This is a genomic window from Streptomyces typhae, assembly GCF_009755605.1.
Lineage (GTDB): Bacteria > Actinomycetota > Actinomycetes > Streptomycetales > Streptomycetaceae > Streptomyces > Streptomyces typhae.
Genome location: NZ_WPNZ01000017.1, coordinates 94552 through 115370 on the forward strand (window position 1 = coordinate 94552; position 20819 = coordinate 115370).

The 20819-nt window shown below is 73.5% G+C and carries 16 protein-coding genes and 1 pseudogene; 3 read left to right on the forward strand and 14 right to left on the reverse strand.

Translation table 11 applies throughout. The features are described 5' to 3' along the window. Positions 1 to 97: 97 nt before the first annotated feature. The 3 genes from GPA10_RS28000 to GPA10_RS28010 are packed head-to-tail and all read right to left on the reverse strand — an operon-like array spanning position 98 to position 2540. Complete coding sequence (locus GPA10_RS28000; RefSeq protein ID WP_343041398.1) at positions 98 to 1117, reverse strand: MerR family transcriptional regulator; 1020 nt, start codon at positions 1115 to 1117, stop codon at positions 98 to 100. A 3-nt stretch (positions 1118 to 1120) separates the two neighbouring features. Beyond that, a complete protein-coding gene (locus GPA10_RS28005; protein WP_157167984.1) occupies positions 1121 to 1810 on the reverse strand; it encodes a HEAT repeat domain-containing protein in 690 nt (229 codons plus the stop codon). Between the two features lie 49 nt (positions 1811 to 1859). Next, complete coding sequence (locus tag GPA10_RS28010; RefSeq protein WP_157167917.1) at positions 1860 to 2540, reverse strand: TetR/AcrR family transcriptional regulator; 681 nt, start codon at positions 2538 to 2540, stop codon at positions 1860 to 1862. Between the two features lie 199 nt (positions 2541 to 2739). Between GPA10_RS28010 and GPA10_RS28015 the strand changes: the two genes are divergently transcribed. Then, entirely contained in the window at positions 2740 to 3396 is a 657-nt protein-coding gene (locus GPA10_RS28015; protein ID WP_157167918.1) for a CatB-related O-acetyltransferase, read from the forward strand. A gap of 83 nt (positions 3397 to 3479) precedes the next feature. On the opposite strand, the pseudogene GPA10_RS28020 reads toward GPA10_RS28015, so the two are convergent. The 9 genes and pseudogenes from GPA10_RS28020 to GPA10_RS28060 all read right to left on the reverse strand — a co-directional run bounded on the left by GPA10_RS28020 (position 3480) and on the right by GPA10_RS28060 (position 15457). Beyond that, positions 3480 to 4141: pseudogene (locus GPA10_RS28020) on the reverse strand (GAF and ANTAR domain-containing protein). 91 nt (positions 4142 to 4232) lie between these two features. After that, the gene (locus GPA10_RS28025) at positions 4233 to 5087 is read right to left on the reverse strand and encodes a GRP family sugar transporter (RefSeq protein WP_157167985.1); all 855 of its coding nucleotides are present in this window, start codon (positions 5085 to 5087) and stop codon (positions 4233 to 4235) included. Positions 5088 to 5240: 153 nt separating this feature from the next. Then, a complete protein-coding gene (locus GPA10_RS28030) occupies positions 5241 to 6005 on the reverse strand; it encodes a class I SAM-dependent methyltransferase (protein WP_157167919.1) in 765 nt (254 codons plus the stop codon). A gap of 42 nt (positions 6006 to 6047) precedes the next feature. Then, positions 6048 to 7466 carry an aminobutyraldehyde dehydrogenase gene (locus tag GPA10_RS28035; protein ID WP_157167986.1) on the reverse strand — a complete coding sequence of 473 codons (1419 nt, stop codon included), beginning with the start codon at positions 7464 to 7466 and terminating at the stop codon, positions 6048 to 6050. Between the two features lie 68 nt (positions 7467 to 7534). Further along, positions 7535 to 8449 (reverse strand): ectoine hydroxylase, encoded by a 915-nt coding sequence (gene thpD, locus GPA10_RS28040; protein ID WP_157167920.1) that lies wholly within the window; start codon positions 8447 to 8449, stop codon positions 7535 to 7537. A gap of 28 nt (positions 8450 to 8477) precedes the next feature. Beyond that, positions 8478 to 10526 (reverse strand): primary-amine oxidase, encoded by a 2049-nt coding sequence (locus GPA10_RS28045; RefSeq protein WP_157167921.1) that lies wholly within the window; start codon positions 10524 to 10526, stop codon positions 8478 to 8480. Next, positions 10523 to 11380, reverse strand: coding sequence for a thioesterase II family protein (locus GPA10_RS28050; RefSeq protein ID WP_343041399.1), 858 nt, complete (start codon positions 11378 to 11380; stop codon positions 10523 to 10525). The genes GPA10_RS28045 and GPA10_RS28050 overlap by 4 nt, the downstream gene beginning before the upstream one ends. Next, a complete protein-coding gene (locus GPA10_RS28055; RefSeq protein ID WP_157167922.1) occupies positions 11377 to 14364 on the reverse strand; it encodes an amino acid adenylation domain-containing protein in 2988 nt (995 codons plus the stop codon). Before GPA10_RS28055 ends, GPA10_RS28050 begins: the two co-directional genes overlap by 4 nt. 1 nt (position 14365) lies before the next feature. Next, positions 14366 to 15457 carry an acyl-CoA dehydrogenase family protein gene (locus tag GPA10_RS28060; protein WP_157167923.1) on the reverse strand — a complete coding sequence of 364 codons (1092 nt, stop codon included), beginning with the start codon at positions 15455 to 15457 and terminating at the stop codon, positions 14366 to 14368. 791 nt (positions 15458 to 16248) lie between these two features. Between GPA10_RS28060 and GPA10_RS28065 the strand changes: the two genes are divergently transcribed. Beyond that, complete coding sequence (locus GPA10_RS28065) at positions 16249 to 17595, forward strand: arginine deiminase (protein WP_157167924.1); 1347 nt, start codon at positions 16249 to 16251, stop codon at positions 17593 to 17595. A 62-nt stretch (positions 17596 to 17657) separates the two neighbouring features. After that, positions 17658 to 18512: a class I SAM-dependent methyltransferase gene (locus GPA10_RS28070; RefSeq protein ID WP_343041400.1), complete on the forward strand. Its 855-nt coding sequence runs from the start codon at positions 17658 to 17660 to the stop codon at positions 18510 to 18512. Positions 18513 to 18627: 115 nt separating this feature from the next. Here the strand turns inward: GPA10_RS28070 and GPA10_RS28075 are convergent, their stop codons facing one another. Further along, complete coding sequence (locus tag GPA10_RS28075; protein ID WP_157167925.1) at positions 18628 to 19527, reverse strand: RNA polymerase sigma-70 factor; 900 nt, start codon at positions 19525 to 19527, stop codon at positions 18628 to 18630. Beyond that, positions 19524 to 20771 (reverse strand): NAD(P)/FAD-dependent oxidoreductase, encoded by a 1248-nt coding sequence (locus tag GPA10_RS28080; protein WP_157167926.1) that lies wholly within the window; start codon positions 20769 to 20771, stop codon positions 19524 to 19526. The genes GPA10_RS28075 and GPA10_RS28080 overlap by 4 nt, the downstream gene beginning before the upstream one ends. Positions 20772 to 20819 lie beyond the last annotated feature (48 nt).

Genomic DNA, 20819 nt, shown 5'->3' on the forward strand with positions numbered 1-20819 from the left:
GCGCGCAGACGGCTTTCGGCGCGGTCCGGTCCTGCGCGCGCCGCACCGGTCCTCGCGCCAGGCCTCACGAGCGCGGCGGGGCCGGATTCCGGGGCCGTCACCGTCGCTCACGCAGCCGCAGAAGGTACACCGCAGTCACCGCCACGGCCCGGTCCTGGTCCCGCGACAACTCCACCAGCGCGCGGGACGCCCTCGCCCCCGGGACGGCCGCCAGCGCCTGGGTCAGGCGGCCGCGCGCGGGCGCCCCGGTGCCCGCGTCGGCGAGGCGGTCGCCGATCCCGGCCGCGATCCGGTCGGCCGCCGCACCGTCGCCGGCGGCCAGCACGCTCAGGGCGTCGGCCGCGTCGGTGTCGTTCCTCCCCTCCACGATCATGTCGATGAGCGTGGGCACCACTTCGGCCACTCCATGGGCGGCCAGAGCCAGCGCCGCGTACCCGCGCACCACGGGGTCGGGGCCGGTGAGCGCCTCCCGCAACTGCGCCACCGCCGTGGTGCCGGGCAGCTCGGCCAGGGACCGCACGGCCCGCTTGCGCACCGCGGCCACCGGTGAGCCCAACCCCTCGGCCAGCAGGGCCGCGACGTCCCCGTCGCCCGAGCGCGCCAGCGCCCAGTGCAGGGCACCGGCGACGACCGGGTCCCTCTCGCTCAGCACCGCCTCCACCAGGGCCTCCACCGGCACCCCGGACACGGCCGCGTCCCCGGCCGAGGAGAGCGCCGCGCGCTGGCGGGCGTCGGCGCTCTTGGAGCCGAGCGCCCGCAGGAGCGCGACGACCCTGAGGACGTCCTCCCAGCCGGCGGGCCCCGCGGCATCGATCCGGCGCAGCCGCGTGAGCAGTTCGGTCTCGGCCGCGACGCGCTCCCGCGTCCGGCGGACGAGGTCCTCGACGAGCGCCGCGGGCACGAAGCCGGGATCGTCGAGCGCGCGCCCGATCTCCCGCAGCGAAAGCCCCAGCGACCGCAGGCTCTCGATGTGGAAGACGCGCCGGATGTCCTTGCCGGAGTACTCCCGGTACCCCGAGCCGGTACGGCCCGAAGGCCGCACCAGGCCCAGCGACTCGTAGTGCCGCAGCATGCGGGCACTGACCCCGGACCGTCGCGCCACCTCACCGATCAACACGCCTCAGTGTCCCTCCCGGCCGGGTCCCTGCGGGCCGGACCCCCCGAGAGCCACGACGCGTTTGGCCTCCTCGATCGCGGACTCGAACCCGGCGTCCGGGTCGCGCAGCAGCCGCAGGGTGGCCATCGCGTGCGCGCCCACGCGCGGCTCGGCGTCCGTGGCCGCCGACGCCAGCGCGGGCACCCCTGCCTCGCCCAGCGCCACCAGCGCCCGGCTGAGACTCAGCTGCGTCTGCTGCCCGCCGCGCCCGAGCCGCGTCGCCAGCCGTGCGGCCAACCCGTCCTTCTCCTCCTCGGGTACGAGCACGACCGCGGCCCGCCAGGCGCTGCGCGCCACCTCCTCGTCGGCGTCGGACAACAGCGCCGGGGTGATCGCCGGCCACGCCTGCCGGTCCCCGATCTTGGACAGCGTGTGCAGGGCCTGGCTCCGTGCCTGCGCCCGCTCGGCACGCAGTTCACCCAGCAGCCGGGGCACGGTCACGGACACCGGGTGGCGGGTGAGCGCCCAGGTCAGCATGTCGCGGACGAGGAACGCGGGCTCGACCGCGCAGCGCTCGACGAGCTTGTCGACACAGCGCGGGTCCGGCGTCGTGCCGATCGCCAGCGCGGCCCGCAGACGCACCGACGCACTGTCGTCCTCCAGCGCCCCCAGCGCCCTTGTCACCTCGGTGACCTGCTGCTTCGCCATGGCCATCAAGACCACCTCCTCGGCGAGCAGTGAAGAGGCTGTCACTGTGTCAAGGTCAAGCGGACCCCTCCCGGTCCGACTCCTCCCGGTCCGACTCCTCCCGGTCCGACTCCTCCCGGTCCTGCCGGGGAGCGCGGAAGGCACCCGCGGCAGCCGCCAGGACCGCCGCCCGCGCGGCCCGGCGGGGCAGGCGCGGGTCCGGTCCGGCGCGCAGCAGCACCAGTTGGTGGTAGATCGGCGCCGTGGCGGCGACGAGCAGGCTACGGGCGTCCGGGTGCGGTGCGGGGAGCTCACCGCGCTCGACGGCGCGCTCGACGAGGACCTCGCACTGGGCGTACCGGTCCGTCCACAGCCGCGTCTGGGCCCGCGCGGCCTGTTCGGAGTGGAACGAGGCGGCCATCAGGGCGAGGGCGAACGACGGCTGTACGACCAGGGATTGCTGGATCTCCTCGTTGAGAGCCGTCAGATCGCCGGGGAGCGAGCCGGTGTCCGGCGGCTGCCAGTCGATCTCGCCGGCGGCGGTGATGACGTCGACGAGCAGGCCGCCGACGTCGCGCCAGCGCCGGTAGACCGTGGCGCGGTGCACCCCGGCCCGCGTCGCGACCCCCTCCATCGTGAGTCCTTCGTGCCCGCGTTCGGCGAGTTCGGCGCGCACCGCGTCGAGGACCTGGGCGCGGACGCGGGCGGTGCGGCCACCCGGGCGGCGGTCCGGTGGCGAGGCCAGTGGGTCTGTCATCGGCAGTCAGTATCCGGTTGATCAAGGCGGCAGGGCTGTGCCAGCATCCTAACGCGACGGTCGTCGCTCTTGGCTGGCATCCACCGCTCACCCGCACATCCGACCGCCCCCCTCACCGCCGACCCCTCACCGCCGACCGCTCACCGCCGACCGCTCACCGTCCACCGCCGACCGCTCACCGGAGAGGAACCGCCTCCGTATGCCGCCCGTTCCCGCTGATCCCACCGTTCTCCACCCGATGCCGGAGCACCCGCGCGTGGTCCTGCTCAAGCCGCTGGTGCAGTCGCCGCTGATCGAGGCCGGTGACTTCAGTTACTACGACGACCCGGACGACGCGACCGCGTTCGAGACGCGCAACGTCCTCTACCACTACGGCCCCGAGCGGCTCGTCATCGGCAAGTACTGCGCGCTGGCGACGGGCACCCGGTTCATCATGAACGGCGCCAACCACCGCTTGGACGGCCCTTCCACCTTCCCGTTCCCCACCATGGGCGGCTCCTGGGCGGAGCACTTCGACCTGATCACCGGCCTGCCCGGCCGGGGTGACACGGTCGTCGGCAACGACGTGTGGTTCTGCCACGGTGCCACGGTCATGCCCGGTGTCCGCATCGGCCACGGCGCGATCGTCGCCGCCGGCGCCGTGGTCACCGCCGACGTCCCCGACTACGGCGTCGTCGGCGGCAACCCCGCCCGGCTCATCCGCACCCGCTACGACGCCGCGGACATCGCCCGGCTCCTGGCCGTGGCGTGGTGGGACTGGCCCGTGCGGCATGTCACCGGGCACGTACGGACGATCATGTCGGGCTCGGTCGCCGAGCTGGAGGAGGCCGCCGCGCAGCTCGACGGCAACACCTGAGACGCACCGCGTCCGCGCGGCAGGACACCCGCGCCGCACCGCCGGGCGCCGCCTCGCGCCTCGACGGCGGCGCCGCTGCCCGGTCAGTCGAGGCTGCCGTGCGCGCACACCTTCCGGGCCACCTCGCGGAGTTCGACGTTGTTCTCCTGGGAGTAGCGGCGCAGCACGTCGAAGGCCTGCTCCTCGGTGAGGTGGCGGCTGCCCATGAGGATGCCCATGGCCTCGCCGATGGTGTGGCGGGTGGCGACGGCCTGTTCCATCTGGGCGTGGGTGCGGGCGCTGGAGAAGGCGACGGCCGCGTGCGAGGCGAGCAGGAACCCGGCCAGCTCCCCGGCCGGGGTGAAGGCGCCGGGCTCGCGGGAGTAGAGACTGAGCGCGCCGAGGTTCTCGTCCTCGGTGAACAGCAGGAACCCCATCATGCTGCCGATCCCCAGGGTGCGGGCCCGGGGGGGCGAAAGGGCCGGCGCTGCCGGGTGCCGGTGAGGCCGGCGATGCGGTAGACGCGCTCGCCGCGCAGACTGTGCGCGGCGTCGAAACAGGGCCCTTCCCCCGCCCGCTCCCGCAACTGGTCGCTGTCGAGGACCAGCTGGTGGGTGGGGGCCAGGGACTGTACCCGGTCCCCGGGCCGGATGAGGATGCCGGCCGCCTCGCAGCCCTCGACCAGCTCCGTGGCCGAGGCGGTGATCCGCTCCAGGGTGCCCGCCACCGAATCACGCCCCAGAAGATCCCGCGCCATCGCGGCCATCTGCTGCGCGAACCGCTCCCAGTCCACATTGCCCTCCGCCCTGCTCACGCGCGAGGCAGGCCCCGCCGAAAGCCGGGCGGGGGCTGCGGGATCAGCTGAAGGCCAGCAGACCCACCGCCACACCCGCGGCCACGACCCCCCAGGCCTGCAGCGTCGTGAGCCGTTCGCGCAGGACGGCGATGCCGAGCACGACGGGGATCGCGGGATAGAAGGAGGACAGGACCACGGTCACGGTGACCATCTGCTGCCGCAGGGCCAGCATGTAGAACAGCAGCGCGAGTGCGGCGGTCATGCCGGTGAGGGCGGCGCCCGCGGCGTTGCGGGGCGAGGCGGCGAAACCGGCCGAGGACAGCAGCAGGACCGGGACCAGGACCACGATGGCCGCGACGCGGCCCGCGGCCACCGGCCAGACGCTCGCGGTGGCGCCGGCCTGGGCGAGCGCGAGGTACTGCAGGGCGATCCCGCCGCCCGCCAGCAGGGCGTCGGCGGACGCCGGTGCCAGAAAGGCACGGCGGCCGGGCCGCTCCTGCGCGCTGGAGTCACCGCGTGCGACGAGCCACAGCGCGGGCAGGGAGACGGCGATCCCGAGCCAGGCGAGCGGCGAGGGCCGGTCTCCCAGCAGGAGCACTCCGGCGATGACGGGAAGCGCGATCCCGGTGAGCGCGCTGACCGGCATGACCACGCTCATCGCGCCGCGGCTCATGCCCCGGAAGAGGAACAGCATGCCCATTCCGGTGCCGACGCCGGACAGGGCACCCCAGGCCGCGTCGGTGGCGTTCAGCGGGGCGGAGGACATGAAGAACACGGCGGCAACGGCGAGCAGCAGGCCTCCGACCTGGCCGATGAAGGCGATGACGAGGAAGTTCCCCCGCCGCGACAGCAGGCCGCCGACGAAATCCGAGATTCCGTAGCAGAGTGCGGACACCAGCGCGAATAAGACGCCCATCGTCACCCATCTGTCCTGTCACACCGTCACACGGTCGCGCTGTCACACGGTCGCGCTGTCGCGCTGTCCGTCGCTCAGCGGAACCCAATGATCGTCTGTGTTCCCGCCGTGCCCGCGGGTATTACCGCTGCCGCGTGTCGGGCTCGCCTCGCTTCAGGCGGCCGGACGGCGCCCCATGATGAAGGCGCGTCGTTCGACGAAGGTGAATATCTTCTCGGGGTGGAGGTGCTCCAGTTCCTCCATTCCCTTCCGGAACTGCTCCTCGTCGAGCGTGGACAGGACCGAGAGCCAGCGCTGCTCCATGATGTGCAGGTAGTGCTCGCGGGTGCAGGTGACGGGGAACTGGTCGTAGGTGAGCTCGGCCTCGAGCCCGGCGGCCGCCATGTATCGGCAGATGTCGGCGGGCTGCGGCCAGTTGCGGGCGAACAGGTCGAAGGCGGCCTGGAAGACGGGGTAGTCCAGCAGCGGCGGGAGGGTGACGACGAGGAAGCGGCCACCCGGGGCAAGGAGCCCCGCCAGGTACCGCACCGCCTGCCGCAGGTCCTGTGCGTGGTGGATGGCCTCCTTGCTCAGCAGGACGTCCACCTGCGGGTAGGGGAGCACGGCCCGGCCGCTCATCAGGTCTTCGACGCTGCCCTGGACCGTCTTCAGGCGCGCGTCGTCGGGGAGGCGGGCGAGCATGTCCGGTGAGGGGTCCAGGCAGGCCAGCGGCTGGTCGGGGGACAGGTGCTGCATCAGGTCCTTGATGAAGATCCCCGTGCCTGCTCCGATGTCGGCCGCCCGTTCACCGGGCCGCAGGCCGATCCGCTCGGCGATCTGGCGGTTCATCCACGGCACGTACTGCGACCAGGGGTACTCCGACCAGATGTAGTCGTAGGAATCCGCGAGATGGACGTAGTGGCCCTCGGTGCGGTTCATCGATCTCCTCGGACAGCGGTCGGTGACAGGGGGGCATCGGGGTCACGTCCCCAGGAAGGACATGACGTGCTTGATCCGGGTGTAGTCCTCCAGGCTGTAGGCGGACAGGTCCTTGCCGTAGCCGGAGTGCTTGAACCCGCCGTGGGGCATCTCGGCGGCGACGGGGATGTGGCAGTTGATCCAGACGCAGCCGGCGTCGATGCCGCGGGCCATGGTCATGGCCCGCCGGTGGTCGCGGGTCCAGACCGAGGACGCCAGGCCGTAGCGGACGTCGTTGGCCAGGCGCACCGACTCCTCGTCGCCGCCGGAGGCCTGGACGGTGATGACCGGGCCGAAGATCTCCTCCTGGACGGCCCGGTCCTGTTGCCGCAGGCCCGTCACCACGGTGGGCTGGTGGAAGTAGCCGGCACCGGGCAGGGCCCGGCCGCCGGTGGTGACGCGGGCGTGGGCGGGCAGGTCGCGCAGATGGTCCTGGACGCGCCGCAGTTGGGCGGCGCTGTTGAGCGGGCCGTAGAAGACCGTCGGGTCCCCGGGCGGGCCGGTGGTGGTGTTGCCCACCTCCGCGGTGAGGGCGGTGACGAAGTCGTCGTGCACGGCCCGGTCCACGATGACGCGGCAGGCCGAGGCGCAGTCCTGCCCGGCGTTGAACAGTCCGGCCTGCGCGATGCCCCGCGCCGCCAGGGGGATGTCGGCGTCGGCGGCCACCACGACGGGGGCCTTGCCGCCCAGTTCCAGGTGCACCCGTTTCACGTCGCCGGCGGCGTCGCCCGCCACCTGGGTCCCGGCGCGGACGCTGCCGGTGACGGACACCATCGCCGGCACCGGATGACGTACCAGGCGCCGTCCGGTCCCGCGGGAGCCGCAGACGACGTTGAGGACCCCCTCGGGCAGGAACTCGGCGGCGAGTTCGGCCAGCATCAGGCTGGTCAGCGGGGTGGTGTCGGACGGTTTCAGCACGACGGTGTTGCCCGCGGCCACGGCCGGGGCGAACTTCCACACCGCCATCATCAGCGGGTAGTTCCACGGGGTCACCTGGGCGCACACCCCCAGCGGTTCGCGGCGCACGAACGAGGTGTGCCCGGCGAAGTACTCTGTCGCCGCCTTGCCCTCAAGCAACCGCGCGGCGCCCGCGAAGAAGCGGATCTGGTCGATCATCGGGCCCATCTCCTCCGCCGCTGTGACGTGCGGAGGTTTGCCGGTGTGCACCGCCTCGGCGTGGACGAACTCCTGCGCTCGCTCCTCCAGGGCACCGGCGATCCGCAGCAGCGCCAGCTGCCGCTGCGCCGGCGCGACCGTGCGCCAGGACTCGAACGCGCGCTGGGCACTGCGGAGGGCCAGGTCGACGTCGGCGTCCCCGGACACCGGGGCCCGCCCGGCGCCGCGGCCGGTCGCGGGATCGGTCAGGTCGAGCGTCTCTCCCGACTGGGCGTGGCGGTACTGCCCGCCGATGAAGTTCCGCAGCGGCTCCTCCGGCTCCTCCGATCCTTCCGGTACCTCCGGCTCTTCCGGGGCCGCCGTGTCCCTCGCCGTCACCGCTCCGCGTCCCTTGCCACGGGGGTGAAGTCGCGGCTTGCGATGTGCGCGGGGCGGGGCGCGGGCGCGCCGAAGGGAGCCGTGAGGGTGTTGTCGACGCTGTTGAAGACGAGGAAGACGTTGGAGCGCGGGTAGGGGGTGATGTTGCCGTTCGAGCCGTGCATGCAGTTGGAGTCGAAGAACGTGGCCGACCCGGGCCCGCCGGTGAACTGCTCGATGCCGCCCGCCTGTTCCGCCAGCGCGGTGACCGCCTCCTGCTCCGGCATGCCCACGGCCACCGAGTGCGTGCGCAGCGAGTTGAGGTGGTGGTCGGGCGGGGTCCGCCCGACGCAGGGCACGAAGGAGCGGTGCGAGCCGGGAATGATCATCAGGCTGCCGTTGAAGGGGTGGTTCTCGGTCAGGGCCAGGGACACGCTCACGGCGCGCGGTGCCGGCATGCCGTCCTCGGCGTGCCAGGTCTCGAAGTCGGAGTGCCAGTAGAACGGCCCGCCGCCGAAGCCCGGCTTGTAGTTGACGCGGCTCTGGTGCACATACACCTCGCTGCCCAGGAGCTGGCGGGCCCGGCCCGCCAGCCGCGGGTCGGCGGCCAGGCGCGCGAAGGCCGGGCTGAGGCGGTGCACCTCGAAGACCGAACGGACCTCCTGCGACTTCTCCTCCACGACGGTGCGCTCGTCGCCCCGCAACGCCGGGTCGGCCGTCAGGCGCCGGGCCTCCGCCTGCAGGGCGCGGACCTCCTCGGGGCCGAGCAGGGCCTGCTCCGCGTGGTAGCCGGAGCCGTCGAAGGCGGCCAGCTCCGCCGCCGTCAGCGGGCCGTCGTCCGCTCCGCCCCACACCGTGGGATGGGTACGGGGCACGACCGGGCCGGGGGCGAGCAGGCGGGTGGGGTAGTGGTCGGTCAGGGTGGCGTTCATGTGACGTGACCTTTCGCGGAAGCTGTGGTCAGTGGCAGTGCGGGCCGTGGCAGGCGTCCGTGCCGGTGCCGGTGCCGGTGCCGGTCTCGGTGTCGCGGCCTGCGGCGGTGCCGGTGCCGGGGCCCGCGGCGGTACCGGTGCAGGCGTGCGGCGCGGGCAGGTCGAGGGCGGGGTTGCCGTCGAAGAACCCGTTGGGGCGCAGCGAGAAGCCGGTGCTCACCACCGGCATGGCGGGCCAGTCCTCGGGGCGTACGACGTGGTGCTCGCCGAAGGTGTGCCACAGGACCACGTCGGCGTTCTCCAGCGGCCGGTCGCCCTGCACGAAGGCGGGCAGCCCCGCGCCGCCGCGGCTCTGGTTGGGATAGTCCCCGGCCGCGTACATCTGTGTGCGGTCGTAGGCGGTGACCCACAGATGCCCGTAGCAGAAGCGTGCCCGCTTCCAGGCCTGGCTGCCTTCGGGCTGCATCGGCAGCAGCCCCGAACGGGGGACCAGCTGGTAGCCCACGGGCTGCCCCAGGCCGTTGCGCCGTTCAGGGTTGACGATGTTCCAGAAGCGGCCGGTGGCGGCGTGGGCGGTGCGCTGCTGCGCCTGGCGCTCACAGCGCAGCAGCCGGTGCCGGGTCTGCCAGGCGTTGGCGTGCGGGTTGTCCTCGTTCACCGGCAGGGCCACGGAGTCCACTTCGTAGACGGAGTTGTGCGGGCCGTCCAGCGCCATGTCCAGGCGCATGGAGAAGAAGTGCTGGTGGTGGGGGCCGTACAGGCCCGGGGCGACGGCGGTTCCGTAGGGCGGGCAGGTGCCGGAGAAGGCGCCGGTGGAGATCATGCCGGTCAGCTTGACCTCGAACTCGATCGTGCCGTCCAGGTACAGGTACCAGAAGTAGCCGTACTGGTAGTTGCCCAGGACGGCGAAGGAGGAGACGACCAGCCGGCGCCGGCGGCGGGTGACGACCTTGCCGGTGCGGAAGTCGGTGTGCTTCCAGGCGATGTTCATGTCTTCTTCGTGCATGCACACGGCGTGGGGCAGCGTGACGGGTGCGCCGTCCTGGTCGTGGACGACGGCGTCGAAGTAGTGGATCTCGCCCAGGCAGTCGCAGCCGAGCTCCAGGGCGTTGACCATGAACCCGGCCCCGTACTCGCCCTCGTCGAAGGCGTTCTTGCGGTAGTGGGTGAAGCCCGGGTCGCCGTAGGGGGTGTACATCTCCGCCAGGGAGGCGCGGTGCAGGATCGGCCGGAGCCGCCCCTGGTCGCGGTAGCCGATCTGGTGCAGGACCAGGCCCTCGCGGACGGTGAAGCCGATGCGGAACTCCCACTTCTGCCACCGCACCGCGTAGCCGTCCACCGTGAAGCTCGGGCCCTCGGGCTGGGTGATGTCGATGGGCCGCAGGTCGCGGCGTTCCTCCACGACGGCGGGCCAGTTGCCGTCCGGGCTGCGTACGTCCGGGTCGTAGTTGCCCGCCAGCGGAGGCAGCGGCACCGTGCCCCGGTCGGTCACCTCGAGGACCTCCATGGAGTCCAGGTCCACCAGGGCCACGAGGTTCTCCACCGGGCGGGCGTAGCCGTTGTCGCCGGGGTGGGCGCGCACGAAGGTCAGCGGGCAGGCCAGACGCCGGCCGCAGGCGTCGTCGAGTTCCCCGGTGTGGCCCGGCGGCCAGGCGTCCACCATGGCCAGGGAGAAGTCCTCGACACCGCGGCGCCGCATCGCCTGCTGCCAGCGCGGATCGGCGCGCACGGCGGCCTCGCACTGGGCGAACTCCTCCTCGGTGATGGCCGTCTGCACCCCGGGCAGGTGCCGCCAGTCGGTGACCTGCCCGGTGTCCAGGGACACGACGGCTTCGTAGGTGCGGCGCCGCCCACGGTCGCGCAGCACCATGGCCACGTCGCGGGGGAGCGGCTCGGTGCCGTCGTAGGACAGCAGGCGCTGTTTGTCCGGTTCCCGCAGGGAGATCATCACGAACCGGGTGTCGGGGGTGAGGCCCTGCTGGTCCCTGACCACCCGCACCGCTTCCCGGATCTCCTCGGGAGCCAGCGGGGCCAGGGGGTGGGGAACGGTGGCGGCGGGGCGGGTCGTCACGGTCATGAGAACTCCTTGGGCCCGGCGGGGTGCGGTACGGGGCGCGGGGCGGTGCCACCGGCTCTGACCGGTTCCGCGGCCGCCCCCAGGTCCTGCCGCAGGGCGCGGACCAGGTCGGGGCGGGCGCCGTCGAGGTAGAAGTGGCCGCCGGGGAACGTGCGGTGGACGACCGGGCGCACCTCGGTGACCTCCTGCCACTGCGCCAGGTGCGCTTCGCGCACGCCGGTGTCGTCCCGGCCCGCGTACACGGCCACGGGGCAGGACAGCGGCGGGCCGGGCGCGGGGGCGTAGGTCTCGGCGAGGGTGAAGTCCGCCCGCAGCACCGGCAGCAGCAGCCGTACGAGTTCCGCCTCACCGAGGACGCCGGGCGAAAGGCCGCCCAGACGGTCCACCTCGGCCAGGAACTCCTCGTCGGGCAGGGTGTGACAGCCGCGGCTCGAGGCGGCCGCGCGGGCGGGAGGCGCACTGGCCGACACCACCAGCAGCTGCGGGCCGGGTCCCGGCCGGCCGAGGGCGCGGGCCGTCTCGTATGCCACGACGGCGCCCAGGCTGTGCCCGAAGAACGCGTACGGCACCTGCCGCTCCTCGGCACGGAAGAAGGCCGCGAGCCCTTCGGCGGCGGCGCGGGCCAGGCCGCTCATGCCGGTGTGCGCGGGTTCCCGCCAGCGGCTGTCGCGGCCCGGCAGCACCAGGGGCAGGACCTCCACCTCCGGGGCCAGCGCCGTGATCCAGGGCCGGTAGACGGATGCGCCCGCACCGGCGTGCGGGAAGCACACCAGGCGGATACGGCAGCTGTCGCGGGCCGCGCCCGAGCGCACCACCCAGGGGTTCGGGCCGTCGCGGCCGGTGCCGGCGCTCACGCGCTCTCCTCCCCGCGCCCGGCCCGGGGGGATGCGGCCCGCGCGAGTTCCCTGACGGTGGGCGCGGCCAGGAACTGCTCCAGGCGTACGTCCAGACCCCGCTCGCTGCGCACGCGGGACACGAAGCGGGCCGCGTGCAGGGAACTTCCTCCGGCGGCGAAGAAGTCGTCGCCCGGCCCCAGCGTGTCCAGGCCCAGGACGCGCGCGGCGAGGGCCGCAAGGGCCTGCTCCTCCGCGTTCCCCGCACCGGCGGCGTCCGCGTCTCCTGCCGGGGCGGGGCGCGGTGTCCGTAGCGGCGGCAGCGCACGGTGGTCGATCTTCCCGTTGCGGGTCACCGGCAGCGTGGCGACGGTGGCGAGAGCGGCGGGGACCATGTAGGCGGGCAGGGAGAGCCTGGCGTGGTCCACCAGTTCCTCGATGCCGGGCGCGGCCTCCGGGGGCCCGACGGGGACGACGTGTGCCTCGATCCGCTCCTGGCGGACCTGGACCACCGCCGTGCGCACCCCGGGGTGCCGTTCCAGGGTGCACCTGATCTCGTCCAGCTCGATGCGGTGGCCGCTGACCTTGACCTGGCCGTCGGAGCGGCCCAGGAAGTGCACCACCCCGTCCCGGCCCATCCGGACCAGGTCGCCCGTGCGGTACAGGCGCGCGTCCGGCCGGCCGGAGAAGGGGTCCGCGACGAAGCGTTCGGCCGTGAGGCCGGGCCGGTTGCGGTAGCCCCGGGCCACCCCGGCGCCGCCCACGTACAGTTCGCCGGGGTAGCCGGGCGGGACGAGGGCGCCCGTCTCGTCGAAGACGTGGACGGTGACGTTGTCCAGCGGGCGGCCGATCGGGACGGGAGCGTCGTCCTGCTGCGGCCGGCAGTGCCAGGACGTCACGTCGATGGTGCACTCGCTGGGGCCGTAGAAGTTGTGCAACTGCGCGGACAGGCCAAGGGCGTGGAAGCGGCGGCACAGCTCGGGGGAGAGGGTCTCCCCGCCGCAGAAGACGTACCGCAGGCCGCCGACGTCGGCCAGGCCCGGCTCCCGCTCCGCCACCAGCAGGTCGAGCAGAGACGGCACGCAGGCCAGGACGCTGACCTGGTCGCGGCGCATGTCCCGCAGCAGCCGCCGCGGGTCGCCGGAGGCGCCGGGAGCCGCCACGACGAGGGTGGCTCCCGACATCAGGGGCGCGAAGACCTCCCACACCGAGATGTCGAAACTGAGGGAGGTGTGCTGCAGCACCGCGTCCCCCGGCCCCAGCGGGAAGGCGGCGGCGTCCCAGCGCAGCCGGTTGGCGAGCCCGCGGTGTTCCACTTCGACGCCCTTGGGGGTGCCGGTGGAGCCCGAGGTGTAGATCAGATAGGCCAGCGAGTCCGGGCGGGCCCCCGGCACCCTGGCGGGCAGGGGGCGCTCGGCGGCGCGGGAGAGCAGTTCCGCCGCCGTCCAGACCGGTACGGTACCGGCCGGGGCCGCGCCCGCCTGTCCGCTGCCGGTGCGGTCCGCGGCGCCCTGTCCGCTGCCGGTGAGGACCGAAGCGGCCTGCCTGTCGTCGGTGAGGACCGCGGCGGCCCTGCTGTCCTGGATCACGAAGGCGAGGCGCTCGGCCGGATATCCGGGATCCAGGGGCAGGTAGGCGGCTCCGGCCTTCAGCACGCCGAGGATCGCGGTGACGGTGTCGGCACCGTGCCCCATGTGCAGGCCCACCACGTCGTCGCGGCCGATGCCGCGCCCGCCCAGGGCGTCGGCGAGCCGGTCGGCGTCGGCGTTCAGCTGCCGGTAGGTGAGCTCCTGGGTCGCGGTGCGCACCGCGACCGCCTCGGGGTGGCGCGCCGCCGCCCGCGCGAACATCTCGTGCGCACACGGGCCGGTCGGGGCGTCGGTACGGGCCTCGCGTACGAGGGCGGGCTCGCGCCGCTGTGCCAGGTGGCGGGGGGAGGGGGTGCGCAGGCGGCCGATGCCCCGCAGCAGGGCGGGTTCCTTGGCCGTCGGGGCGCCGGTGTTCCAGGCGGGCTGCCGGGCGTCGGGGCCAAGGCGGGCGGTCTCGGTGAGGACGAGACGGTGCGCGAGGGCGACCGGCTGCCCGTCCTGCAGCCCCGATGCCCCGTGGACGTGCACGGCGTGGCGGACGCACTCCCGCAGCAGGGACCACAGCACACCACCGACCGTGGCCGCGTCGGCCTCGACGTCGGCGTAGTGCCTGGCCCGGCCCAAGGTGGGCTGGCCGGCGCATTCGTCGAGCTTGAGCAGCTGGGCGTCGTTCTCCAGACGCAGGGCCTCCAGGCGGGCCCGGTGCGCGGCCAGGGGGTGGACCAGCGCCTGCTGCGCCGCCAGGGGCCGGCCGAACTGGCGGCGGGAGCGCAAGCGGTCGACGGCCGTCTCCACCGCGGCCAGGCACACCCCGGCCAGATGGGCGTTGCGCAGCAGGGCGGTGGCGGCCCACAGCGCGCCGGCCGGGGTGCGGAAGACCTCCGGGCTGCGGCGTCCGGGCCGGCCGGCGCGCATCTGCCACAGCTCGTCCCCGGGGGTGGCGACCCGCACGCCGTCGCCCGCGGCCACCTCCACGCAGGCGACCTCCGCGGGGGCGTCGGGGGCCGGGAGCAGGACGAGGCCGGGCGGCCCCGCGGTGAAGCGGTAGGCCGCCGCCTCGCCGGAGGGGACCCGCGAGGCCCGCAGTTGCGCCGGGGTGACCAGCCCCGGGGTGCGGGTGCCCGCGAGGACGGCGGCGGCCGCACGGGGCGCGGCCGCCGTCAGGGCGGGCAGGGCGAGGAGCGTGTCCAGGGCCTGGGTGGGGGCCAGGACGCGGCCCGCCCGCTCGGCGAGCATCGCGGCCTCGTACCAGGTCAGGCCGAGCCCGCCGGCGTCCGCGGGCAGGCAGGCGGCGTGCCATCCGCCGCGGGTCAGTGCGTCGTGGGCGCCGGCGGGGGAGGGGGCGAGACCCGCGGCGGCCATGCTGTGGGTGAAGTCGCGGACGAGGTGGCGCTGCCATCCGGTTGCGTGCGGCATGTCAGGTCGGTTCCTCCCACGGGTCGCCACCGTCCAGCAGGTCGGTGGCCAGGGTGGTCAGCTGGATCTCCGAGGTCCCGGCGGCCAGGGTCAGCCCGGGTGCCTCCCGGGCCGCCAGGACGAGATCGGGAAAGTGCCGGTCGCTGTGGACCGCGGGCCCGAGCAGGTCGAAGGCGAGCCAGGCCACGCGCTGGGCCAGCTCACTGGTCCACCACTTGGCCGCCGCTGCCGCCGCGCCGTTCAGACGCCCCTCGGCCAGCCCCTGCACGGCCCGCCAGGCAAGGAGCCGGCAGGAGCGGATCTCGGCGTCCAACGCCCCCAGACGGTGGACGCGTTCGGCCTCCTCCAGCTGTCCGCGCGCGTGCAGGGCCGCGACCAGCTGGTCGAACCAGCGCCTGGCCCGGCCCGCGAAACACACACCGGTCCGCTCCATCCCCAGCGCCTCGGACAGCAGCGACCAGCCCTGGCCGGGCGCGCCCACCAGCGCGTCGGCGGGCAGCACGACGTCATCGAGGCGGACGGTGAAGAACCGCTCGGGGTTGACCGTGGCGATCGGCTCCACCCGTACCCCCGGGTGGTCCAGAGGAACGACGAACAGGCCGGTGGCGGCATAGGCGTTGTCGCCGTGGCCGCGCACCCGGGCCGCGCAGACACCGAAGTGGGCCTGGGCGGTGCGGGCGTTCCACGTCTTGGTGCCCGCAAGGCGCCAGCCGTCGCCGGCCGGCTCGGCCGTCGTCGCCATGCTGCCCAGATCGCTGCCCGCGTGCGGCTCGGTGTACAGCACGGAGAACACGATCTCGCCCGCGGCCATGCCCGGACAGAACCGCTGCCGCTGCTCCTCGCTGCCGGCCGCCAGGAGCGTGGCGCCGGCGTTGTCGATCGTGTTCACGCGCACACTGTCCGGAACGCCGTGCAGCGCGAGTTCCTCGGCCGTCACCGCGGTGGCATAGGCGCTCGCCGCGAGCCCTCCGTACCGGCGCGGCCAGTGCGGGGCGAGCCAGCCGCGCTCCCCGAGTTCTCTGTAAACGCGCTCGGGATGCGGGCAGTCCGCATCGGGCGGCGTCGCCCAGACCCGTTCGAGTTCTGCCCGCAATTCCGGCTTCCGGAGCAGGTTCCTTATTCCGCTGCGTAATTCGGGATCATCGATGGCTGAGGCGGCAAGCACAGAAACTCCGTCATTGTTCGGAAAAGCTCGTCGGATGGTTCCGGGAAACTCGTCGGGTGCTGCCGAAAGTTCGTCGGGCGGTGCCGGGCGTCCGGCGGGTCCGGCGGCCACGGGCCGCGGCTCGTCGACCGGGCGGCTCATACGCGTGCCGTCCCGCGTACTGCTCCACGCGTGCGGTCGGGCGCACTCATCGGCCGGCGCGAGGGGCACGGGACGACGGCTGTTCCCAGTGTGGGGGGGTGCCGCACGCGAATGTCAAGTCCCGTACTACCAGGCCAAGTTGCATTTACTGATGCCCCGTCAGACGTACTTCCCCGTATGCCGATTTGAAACGAGTCAATTTTCGCCCACCTGCCCGCCGGAGGACGGGGAACGGCTTCGACTTCTCTGCCCCATTCACAAGGCAGCAGGTCACCGCACATATGGAGCCGCCTATCCGGGGCCCGGCACGCCAGTTGACCCTTGACAGCTACATATACCGCTTCCTACGTTGGTTCTCGACTGAACGGCCGGCCGACCGGCAGCCGAAACGGCTGTACGTGCCCGCCCTGCCGTTCTTTTCTTCTGCCTGCCCTGCCCGGTGTGCGACCGGCGTCGGTTTCTCCCCTTCGACGCCGTCCCCGGCATGGTGCGAATCCGTCACCGCATTCCCCGGAAGCGGTGATACGCGGGAACGGCGCGACGTCCCCCCACCGGCACCCCCGACGCTGAAGGCGGCCATGAAGCGCTCGACGACACCCAGCCTCTCCCCGCCCGCTCTCCCGGCGCTCCCGGGCGAAGAGGCACCCGCGGACACCGGCCTGCCACGCCCGGCCGCCGGCCGCCACGCGTTCCACGGCACCCGGGTCGACAGCGAGGTGGGCACGCTGCGCAGAGTGCTCGTCCACCGCCCGGGAGGCGAACTGCGGCGCCTGCTGCCCGGCACCCACACCGACTACCTCTTCGACGAGATCCCCTGGCCGGAGCTGGCCCAGTACGAACACGACCGCTTCACCGCCCTGCTGCGGGCCAACGGCGTCGACGTGGTGGAACTGTCGTCCGTGCTGACCGCGGCCCTGGAACCGGAGGCCGCCTGCCGGCGGGTCCTGCGGGGCGCGGCCCCGGCACAGCGCCTGGGCCACGCCGTCGCCGCGCTCACCCGGGCCCTCCTCCTCGACGCGGCCCCCGCACAGCGGGCCGAGCTCCTCCTGGCCGGACTCACCCTGCGCGAACTGTCCGCCCACCGGCCCGGCGGCACCGATGACGCCCTCGGCGCCCTGGCCCGCCCGCCCGACTGGTTCGTGCTGCCCCCGCTGGTGAACTCCATGTTCGTACGCGACAGCAGCAGCTGGATACGCGACCGGTACAGCGCCCACCCCATGGCGACCGGGGTCCGCCGCACCGAGGGCCGCCTCCTGGCCGCCGCGGCGCAGGCCGCGGGGGCACGCGCCCTCCAGGAGCCCGACGCACCGGAAGGTCTGGAAGGACTGGAGGGTCTGGAAGGCCTTGAAGGTCTGGAAGGAGGGGACATCCTCCTTCCGGGCGCGGGGTGCGTGGTGATCGGCGTCGGGGAACGCACCACTCCCGCAGCCGCCGAGCACATGGCCCGCGTCCTGCTGGCCGGCGGCACGGCCGACCACGTCTTCGCCGTCCTGCTGCCGCGGGCGCGCTCCTGCATGCACCTCGACACCGTCATGACCATGGTCGACCACGAGAGCTTCCTCATCAGCAGCGTCCACCGCGACCAGTGCCGGTGGTTCTCGATGCGGCTGGATACGAGGAACACCGTGCGCGCCTCGGCCCTGGACAAGCCCTTCGCCGCCCTGGCCGCCGCCCTGCGGGTGAGCGGCATCCGGCTGATCGACACCGGTGACGACGCGTTCACCACCCGCCGCGAACAGTGGAGCGACGCCGCCAACGTCCTGACCCTGCGCCCGGGAACGGTCATCGCCTACGACCGCAACACCCTGGCCAACGACCGGCTGAGCAAGGCCGGCATCGACGTGCTCACCATCCCCAGCGCCGAGCTGGTACGCGGCAGAGGGGGCCCGCACTGTCTGTCCTGCCCCCTGGTCCGCGACCCCTGAGCGCCACGGGTTCGCCCCGCAACTCCGTCCGTTCGTAGACCGCAGAGAGAAAAGGAAGCAACGTGACGACTTTCCAGCAGCCCACGAACGTCTCGAACGGGTACCCGCGCCCCGACGAGCAGAAGGACACCGTCAAGTCGGTCTACCGGCAGGTCGCCGAGGAGTACGACGAGCGGATCCCCGGCGCAGGCCCCAGCGACGACCTCTTCACCCGGTCCGAACGCGACTTCCTGATCGACAGCATCAGCTCCGGTGAGAAGGTCCTCGACATCGGCTGCGGCACCGGCCGGTTCACCGTCCCCATGGCCGACAAGGGCGCGCAGGTCAGCGGACTGGACATCTCACGGTCCATGCTGGAGGTCGCCGAACGCAAGCTGCACGAGCGGGGCCTGAGCGCGGACCTGCGCGAGGGCGACATGGCCCATCTGCCCTTCCCCGACGCGTCCTTCGACACCGTCACCAGCATGCTGGCCCTGATGCACATCCCGCTGGCGGACCGGCCGGCGGTCTTCGCCGAGGTCCAGCGGGTCCTGCGGCCGGGCGGCAGGATGCTGCTGGGCGTGAAGAACTCCGTCTTCGAGGAGATGTTCACCGGCGACCGCTTCGCCTCGGTCGACGTCACCGACGTGGAGAGCAAGCAGCTGCTGTTCACCAACACCCGCAGCGGCGAGGAGTACGTGGCGCCCTGGTACAGCTTCAGCCCGCGCGACCTCACCACGCTCTTCGCCACCGTCGGCATGACCGTCACCCGCCTGCGCGGCAACTCACCCATCGCCGTGTGGCTGGCCGACGAGGTCCTGCGCGACGAAGGCGTCCGCCGCTTCGTCGGCACGGCGGAACGCTTCCTCGCCGAAGTCCCGCCCTTCAACCACTTCGGCTACCACCTGTTGGTGGAGGCGGTGAAGCCCGCCGTGTAGCCGCCGCCGGGCCCGGACGCGCGCACCGCGTGTCCGGGCCGGTCCGCGCGGGCCCCGCACCGGTGACCGGGCGGACGGCCGCGCCGCGGCGCGCAGCGGTCGGCCGCCGGGCCGTTCACCGCAGGGTGAGCGGGGTCTCCGACGTGATACGGGACAGCTTCTCGGGGTTGCGGACGACGTAGAGGCCGGTGATGCGGCCGTCCTGCACCTGGGCCGCGACGATGCTGTCCAGCTCGCCGTCCAGGTGGACCGACAGCGCCGGGCCGCCGTTGACGACGGTGGGGCCGAAAGCGATCGGGACGGTGTTCCTGGCCAGGCCCCTGGTCAGCAGGCGGGCCACCTTGCCGGCGCCCAGGACCGGGCGCAGCGCGGCGTGCTTCACGCCGCCGCCGTCGCCCATGTAGACGACGTCGGGCGCGAGGACGTCGAGCAGGCCTTGCAGGTCCCCGCTCTCCAGGGCCCGCATGAACGATTCCACGACCGCCCGGCTCCGGCGCTGGGAGACCACGGTGCGCGGACGCCGGGCGGCCACGTGGTGGCGGGCCCGGTGCGCGATCTGACGGACCGCCGCCGGGGACTTGCCGACCGCCGCCGCGATCTCGTCGTAGCCGATGTCGAAGACCTCGCGCAGCACGAAAACGGCCCGCTCGGTCGGTGACAGCGTCTCCAGGACCAGCATCACCGCCATCGACACGCTCTCGGCGAGTTCGACGTCCTGGGCCACGTCCGGCGTGGTCAGCAGCGGCTCCGGCAGCCACGGGCCCACATAGGACTCCTTGCGCCGGGACATCGCGCGCAGCCGGTTGAGGGCCTGCCGGGTCGTGATCCGCACCAGGTACGCGCGCTGGTCGCGCACCTGCCCGAGGTCGACATCGGCCCACCGCAGCCAGGTCTCCTGCAGGACGTCCTCGGCATCGGCCGCCGAGCCGAGCATCTCGTACGCGACGGTGAACAGCAGATTGCGGTGGGCGACGAAGGCCCCGGTCGCCCGGTCGACGGCGTGATCAGCACTCATGCCTTGATCGTCTCTTCCGCGGCCGGCCCCGGGCGAGCCTGCGAGACCCGCTCGTCGGCCGCCGCTGCCCCGGCGCCCGCGCCGGCCAGTGCCGCCCGGCGCCCGGCGACGCCCTTCAGGCGGTGCAGGCGGTAACCGCCGGGCTTGCGCGCCTCATCGGCCAGGTGCCGCACGACGCCCTTGCACACGGCCTCCTTCATCCTCGCGCCGAGACGGCCGCCGATGTGGAACCACACCGCCACATCGGACCTGTTGCCGAACTGGAAGACACCGGTGCCCCGGCCCAGGCTGACGCACTGCGCCCCGGGCAACCGGCGCAGCGGCTCGGGCTGTTGCCCCGCGAGGCGGCTGAGGATCGTGTCGGCGGCCCGCGCGCCCAGCGGCATCGCCGTCTGGCAGCTCATCCGCAGCGCCAGGCCCGACGGCGCCGCCGAGTCCCCGGCGGCCACGATGCGGTCGTCGTCCACGCTCGTCAGCGTCTCGTCGGTGAGCAGGCGGCCCAGGGCGTCGGTGCCGAGGCCGCTGCGGCGGGCCAGGTCCGGCACGCCGAAGCCCGCGGTCCAGATGGTCAGCGCGCTCGGCAGCTCCCGGCCGTCAGCGAGCCGCACCGCCTCCCGCGTCACCGCCACCACCTCCGCGGCGGGACCTTGCACGACCTTCACCCCGAGCGCCGCAAGCCGCCCCGCCACCGACCGCCGCCCCCGCCGGTGCAGGTACGGGCCGAGCACCCCGCCGCACACCAGCGTGACACCACGGCCCCGCTCCGCCAGCTCGGCGGCGGTCTCGATGCCCGTCGGGCCGGCTCCGACGACCGTCACCGCGGCCGGCACGGGCGCGGCGTCGAGGACCGGCAGCAGCCGCTGCACCTCCTCCAGGGCGGCGATCGGGTAGGCGAACTCGGCCGCCCCGGGCACCTGCGGGCCGGCGCTGCCACTGCCCACCGCGTAGAGCAGGTAGTCGTAGCCGACCGCGGCACCGCTCGCCAGCTGCGCACTCCGCCCGGCCGCGTCGATCCGCGTCACGCTGTCGACCACCAGCCGCACGTCCCGCGCCAGGACCTCCCGGTAGTCGACGACAGCGGTGCCGGTCCCGCCCACCACCTGGTGCAGACGGATCCGGTGCACGAAGGCGGGGCGCGGATTGACCAGCGTCACGCTCACGTCGTCGCGCCGCGTCAGGCGATTGGCCGCCATCACGCCGGCGTACCCGCCGCCCACCACAACCACATCGGTCTTCCCCGCCATGATGCTGTCTCCCTCGGCTCGAACGCTTCGAGCCCAAGACACCACCCG

What these genes read in the sequence shown, in the direction of transcription:
- thpD (WP_157167920.1), bottom strand. Translation starts at nt 8,449, where the DNA reads ATGAACGCCACCCTGACCGACCACTACCCCACCCGCCTGCTCGCCCCC.
- GPA10_RS28045 (WP_157167921.1), bottom strand. Translation starts at nt 10,526, where the DNA reads ATGACCGTGACGACCCGCCCCGCCGCCACCGTTCCCCACCCCCTGGCC.
- GPA10_RS28030 (WP_157167919.1), bottom strand. Translation starts at nt 6,005, where the DNA reads ATGAACCGCACCGAGGGCCACTACGTCCATCTCGCGGATTCCTACGAC.
- GPA10_RS28025 (WP_157167985.1), bottom strand. Translation starts at nt 5,087, where the DNA reads ATGGGCGTCTTATTCGCGCTGGTGTCCGCACTCTGCTACGGAATCTCG.
- GPA10_RS28075 (WP_157167925.1), bottom strand. Translation starts at nt 19,527, where the DNA reads ATGAGTGCTGATCACGCCGTCGACCGGGCGACCGGGGCCTTCGTCGCC.
- GPA10_RS28065 (WP_157167924.1), top strand. Translation starts at nt 16,249, where the DNA reads ATGAAGCGCTCGACGACACCCAGCCTCTCCCCGCCCGCTCTCCCGGCG.
- GPA10_RS28055 (WP_157167922.1), bottom strand. Translation starts at nt 14,364, where the DNA reads ATGCCGCACGCAACCGGATGGCAGCGCCACCTCGTCCGCGACTTCACC.
- GPA10_RS28005 (WP_157167984.1), bottom strand. Translation starts at nt 1,810, where the DNA reads ATGGCCATGGCGAAGCAGCAGGTCACCGAGGTGACAAGGGCGCTGGGG.
- GPA10_RS28080 (WP_157167926.1), bottom strand. Translation starts at nt 20,771, where the DNA reads ATGGCGGGGAAGACCGATGTGGTTGTGGTGGGCGGCGGGTACGCCGGC.
- GPA10_RS28015 (WP_157167918.1), top strand. Translation starts at nt 2,740, where the DNA reads ATGCCGCCCGTTCCCGCTGATCCCACCGTTCTCCACCCGATGCCGGAG.
- GPA10_RS28010 (WP_157167917.1), bottom strand. Translation starts at nt 2,540, where the DNA reads ATGACAGACCCACTGGCCTCGCCACCGGACCGCCGCCCGGGTGGCCGC.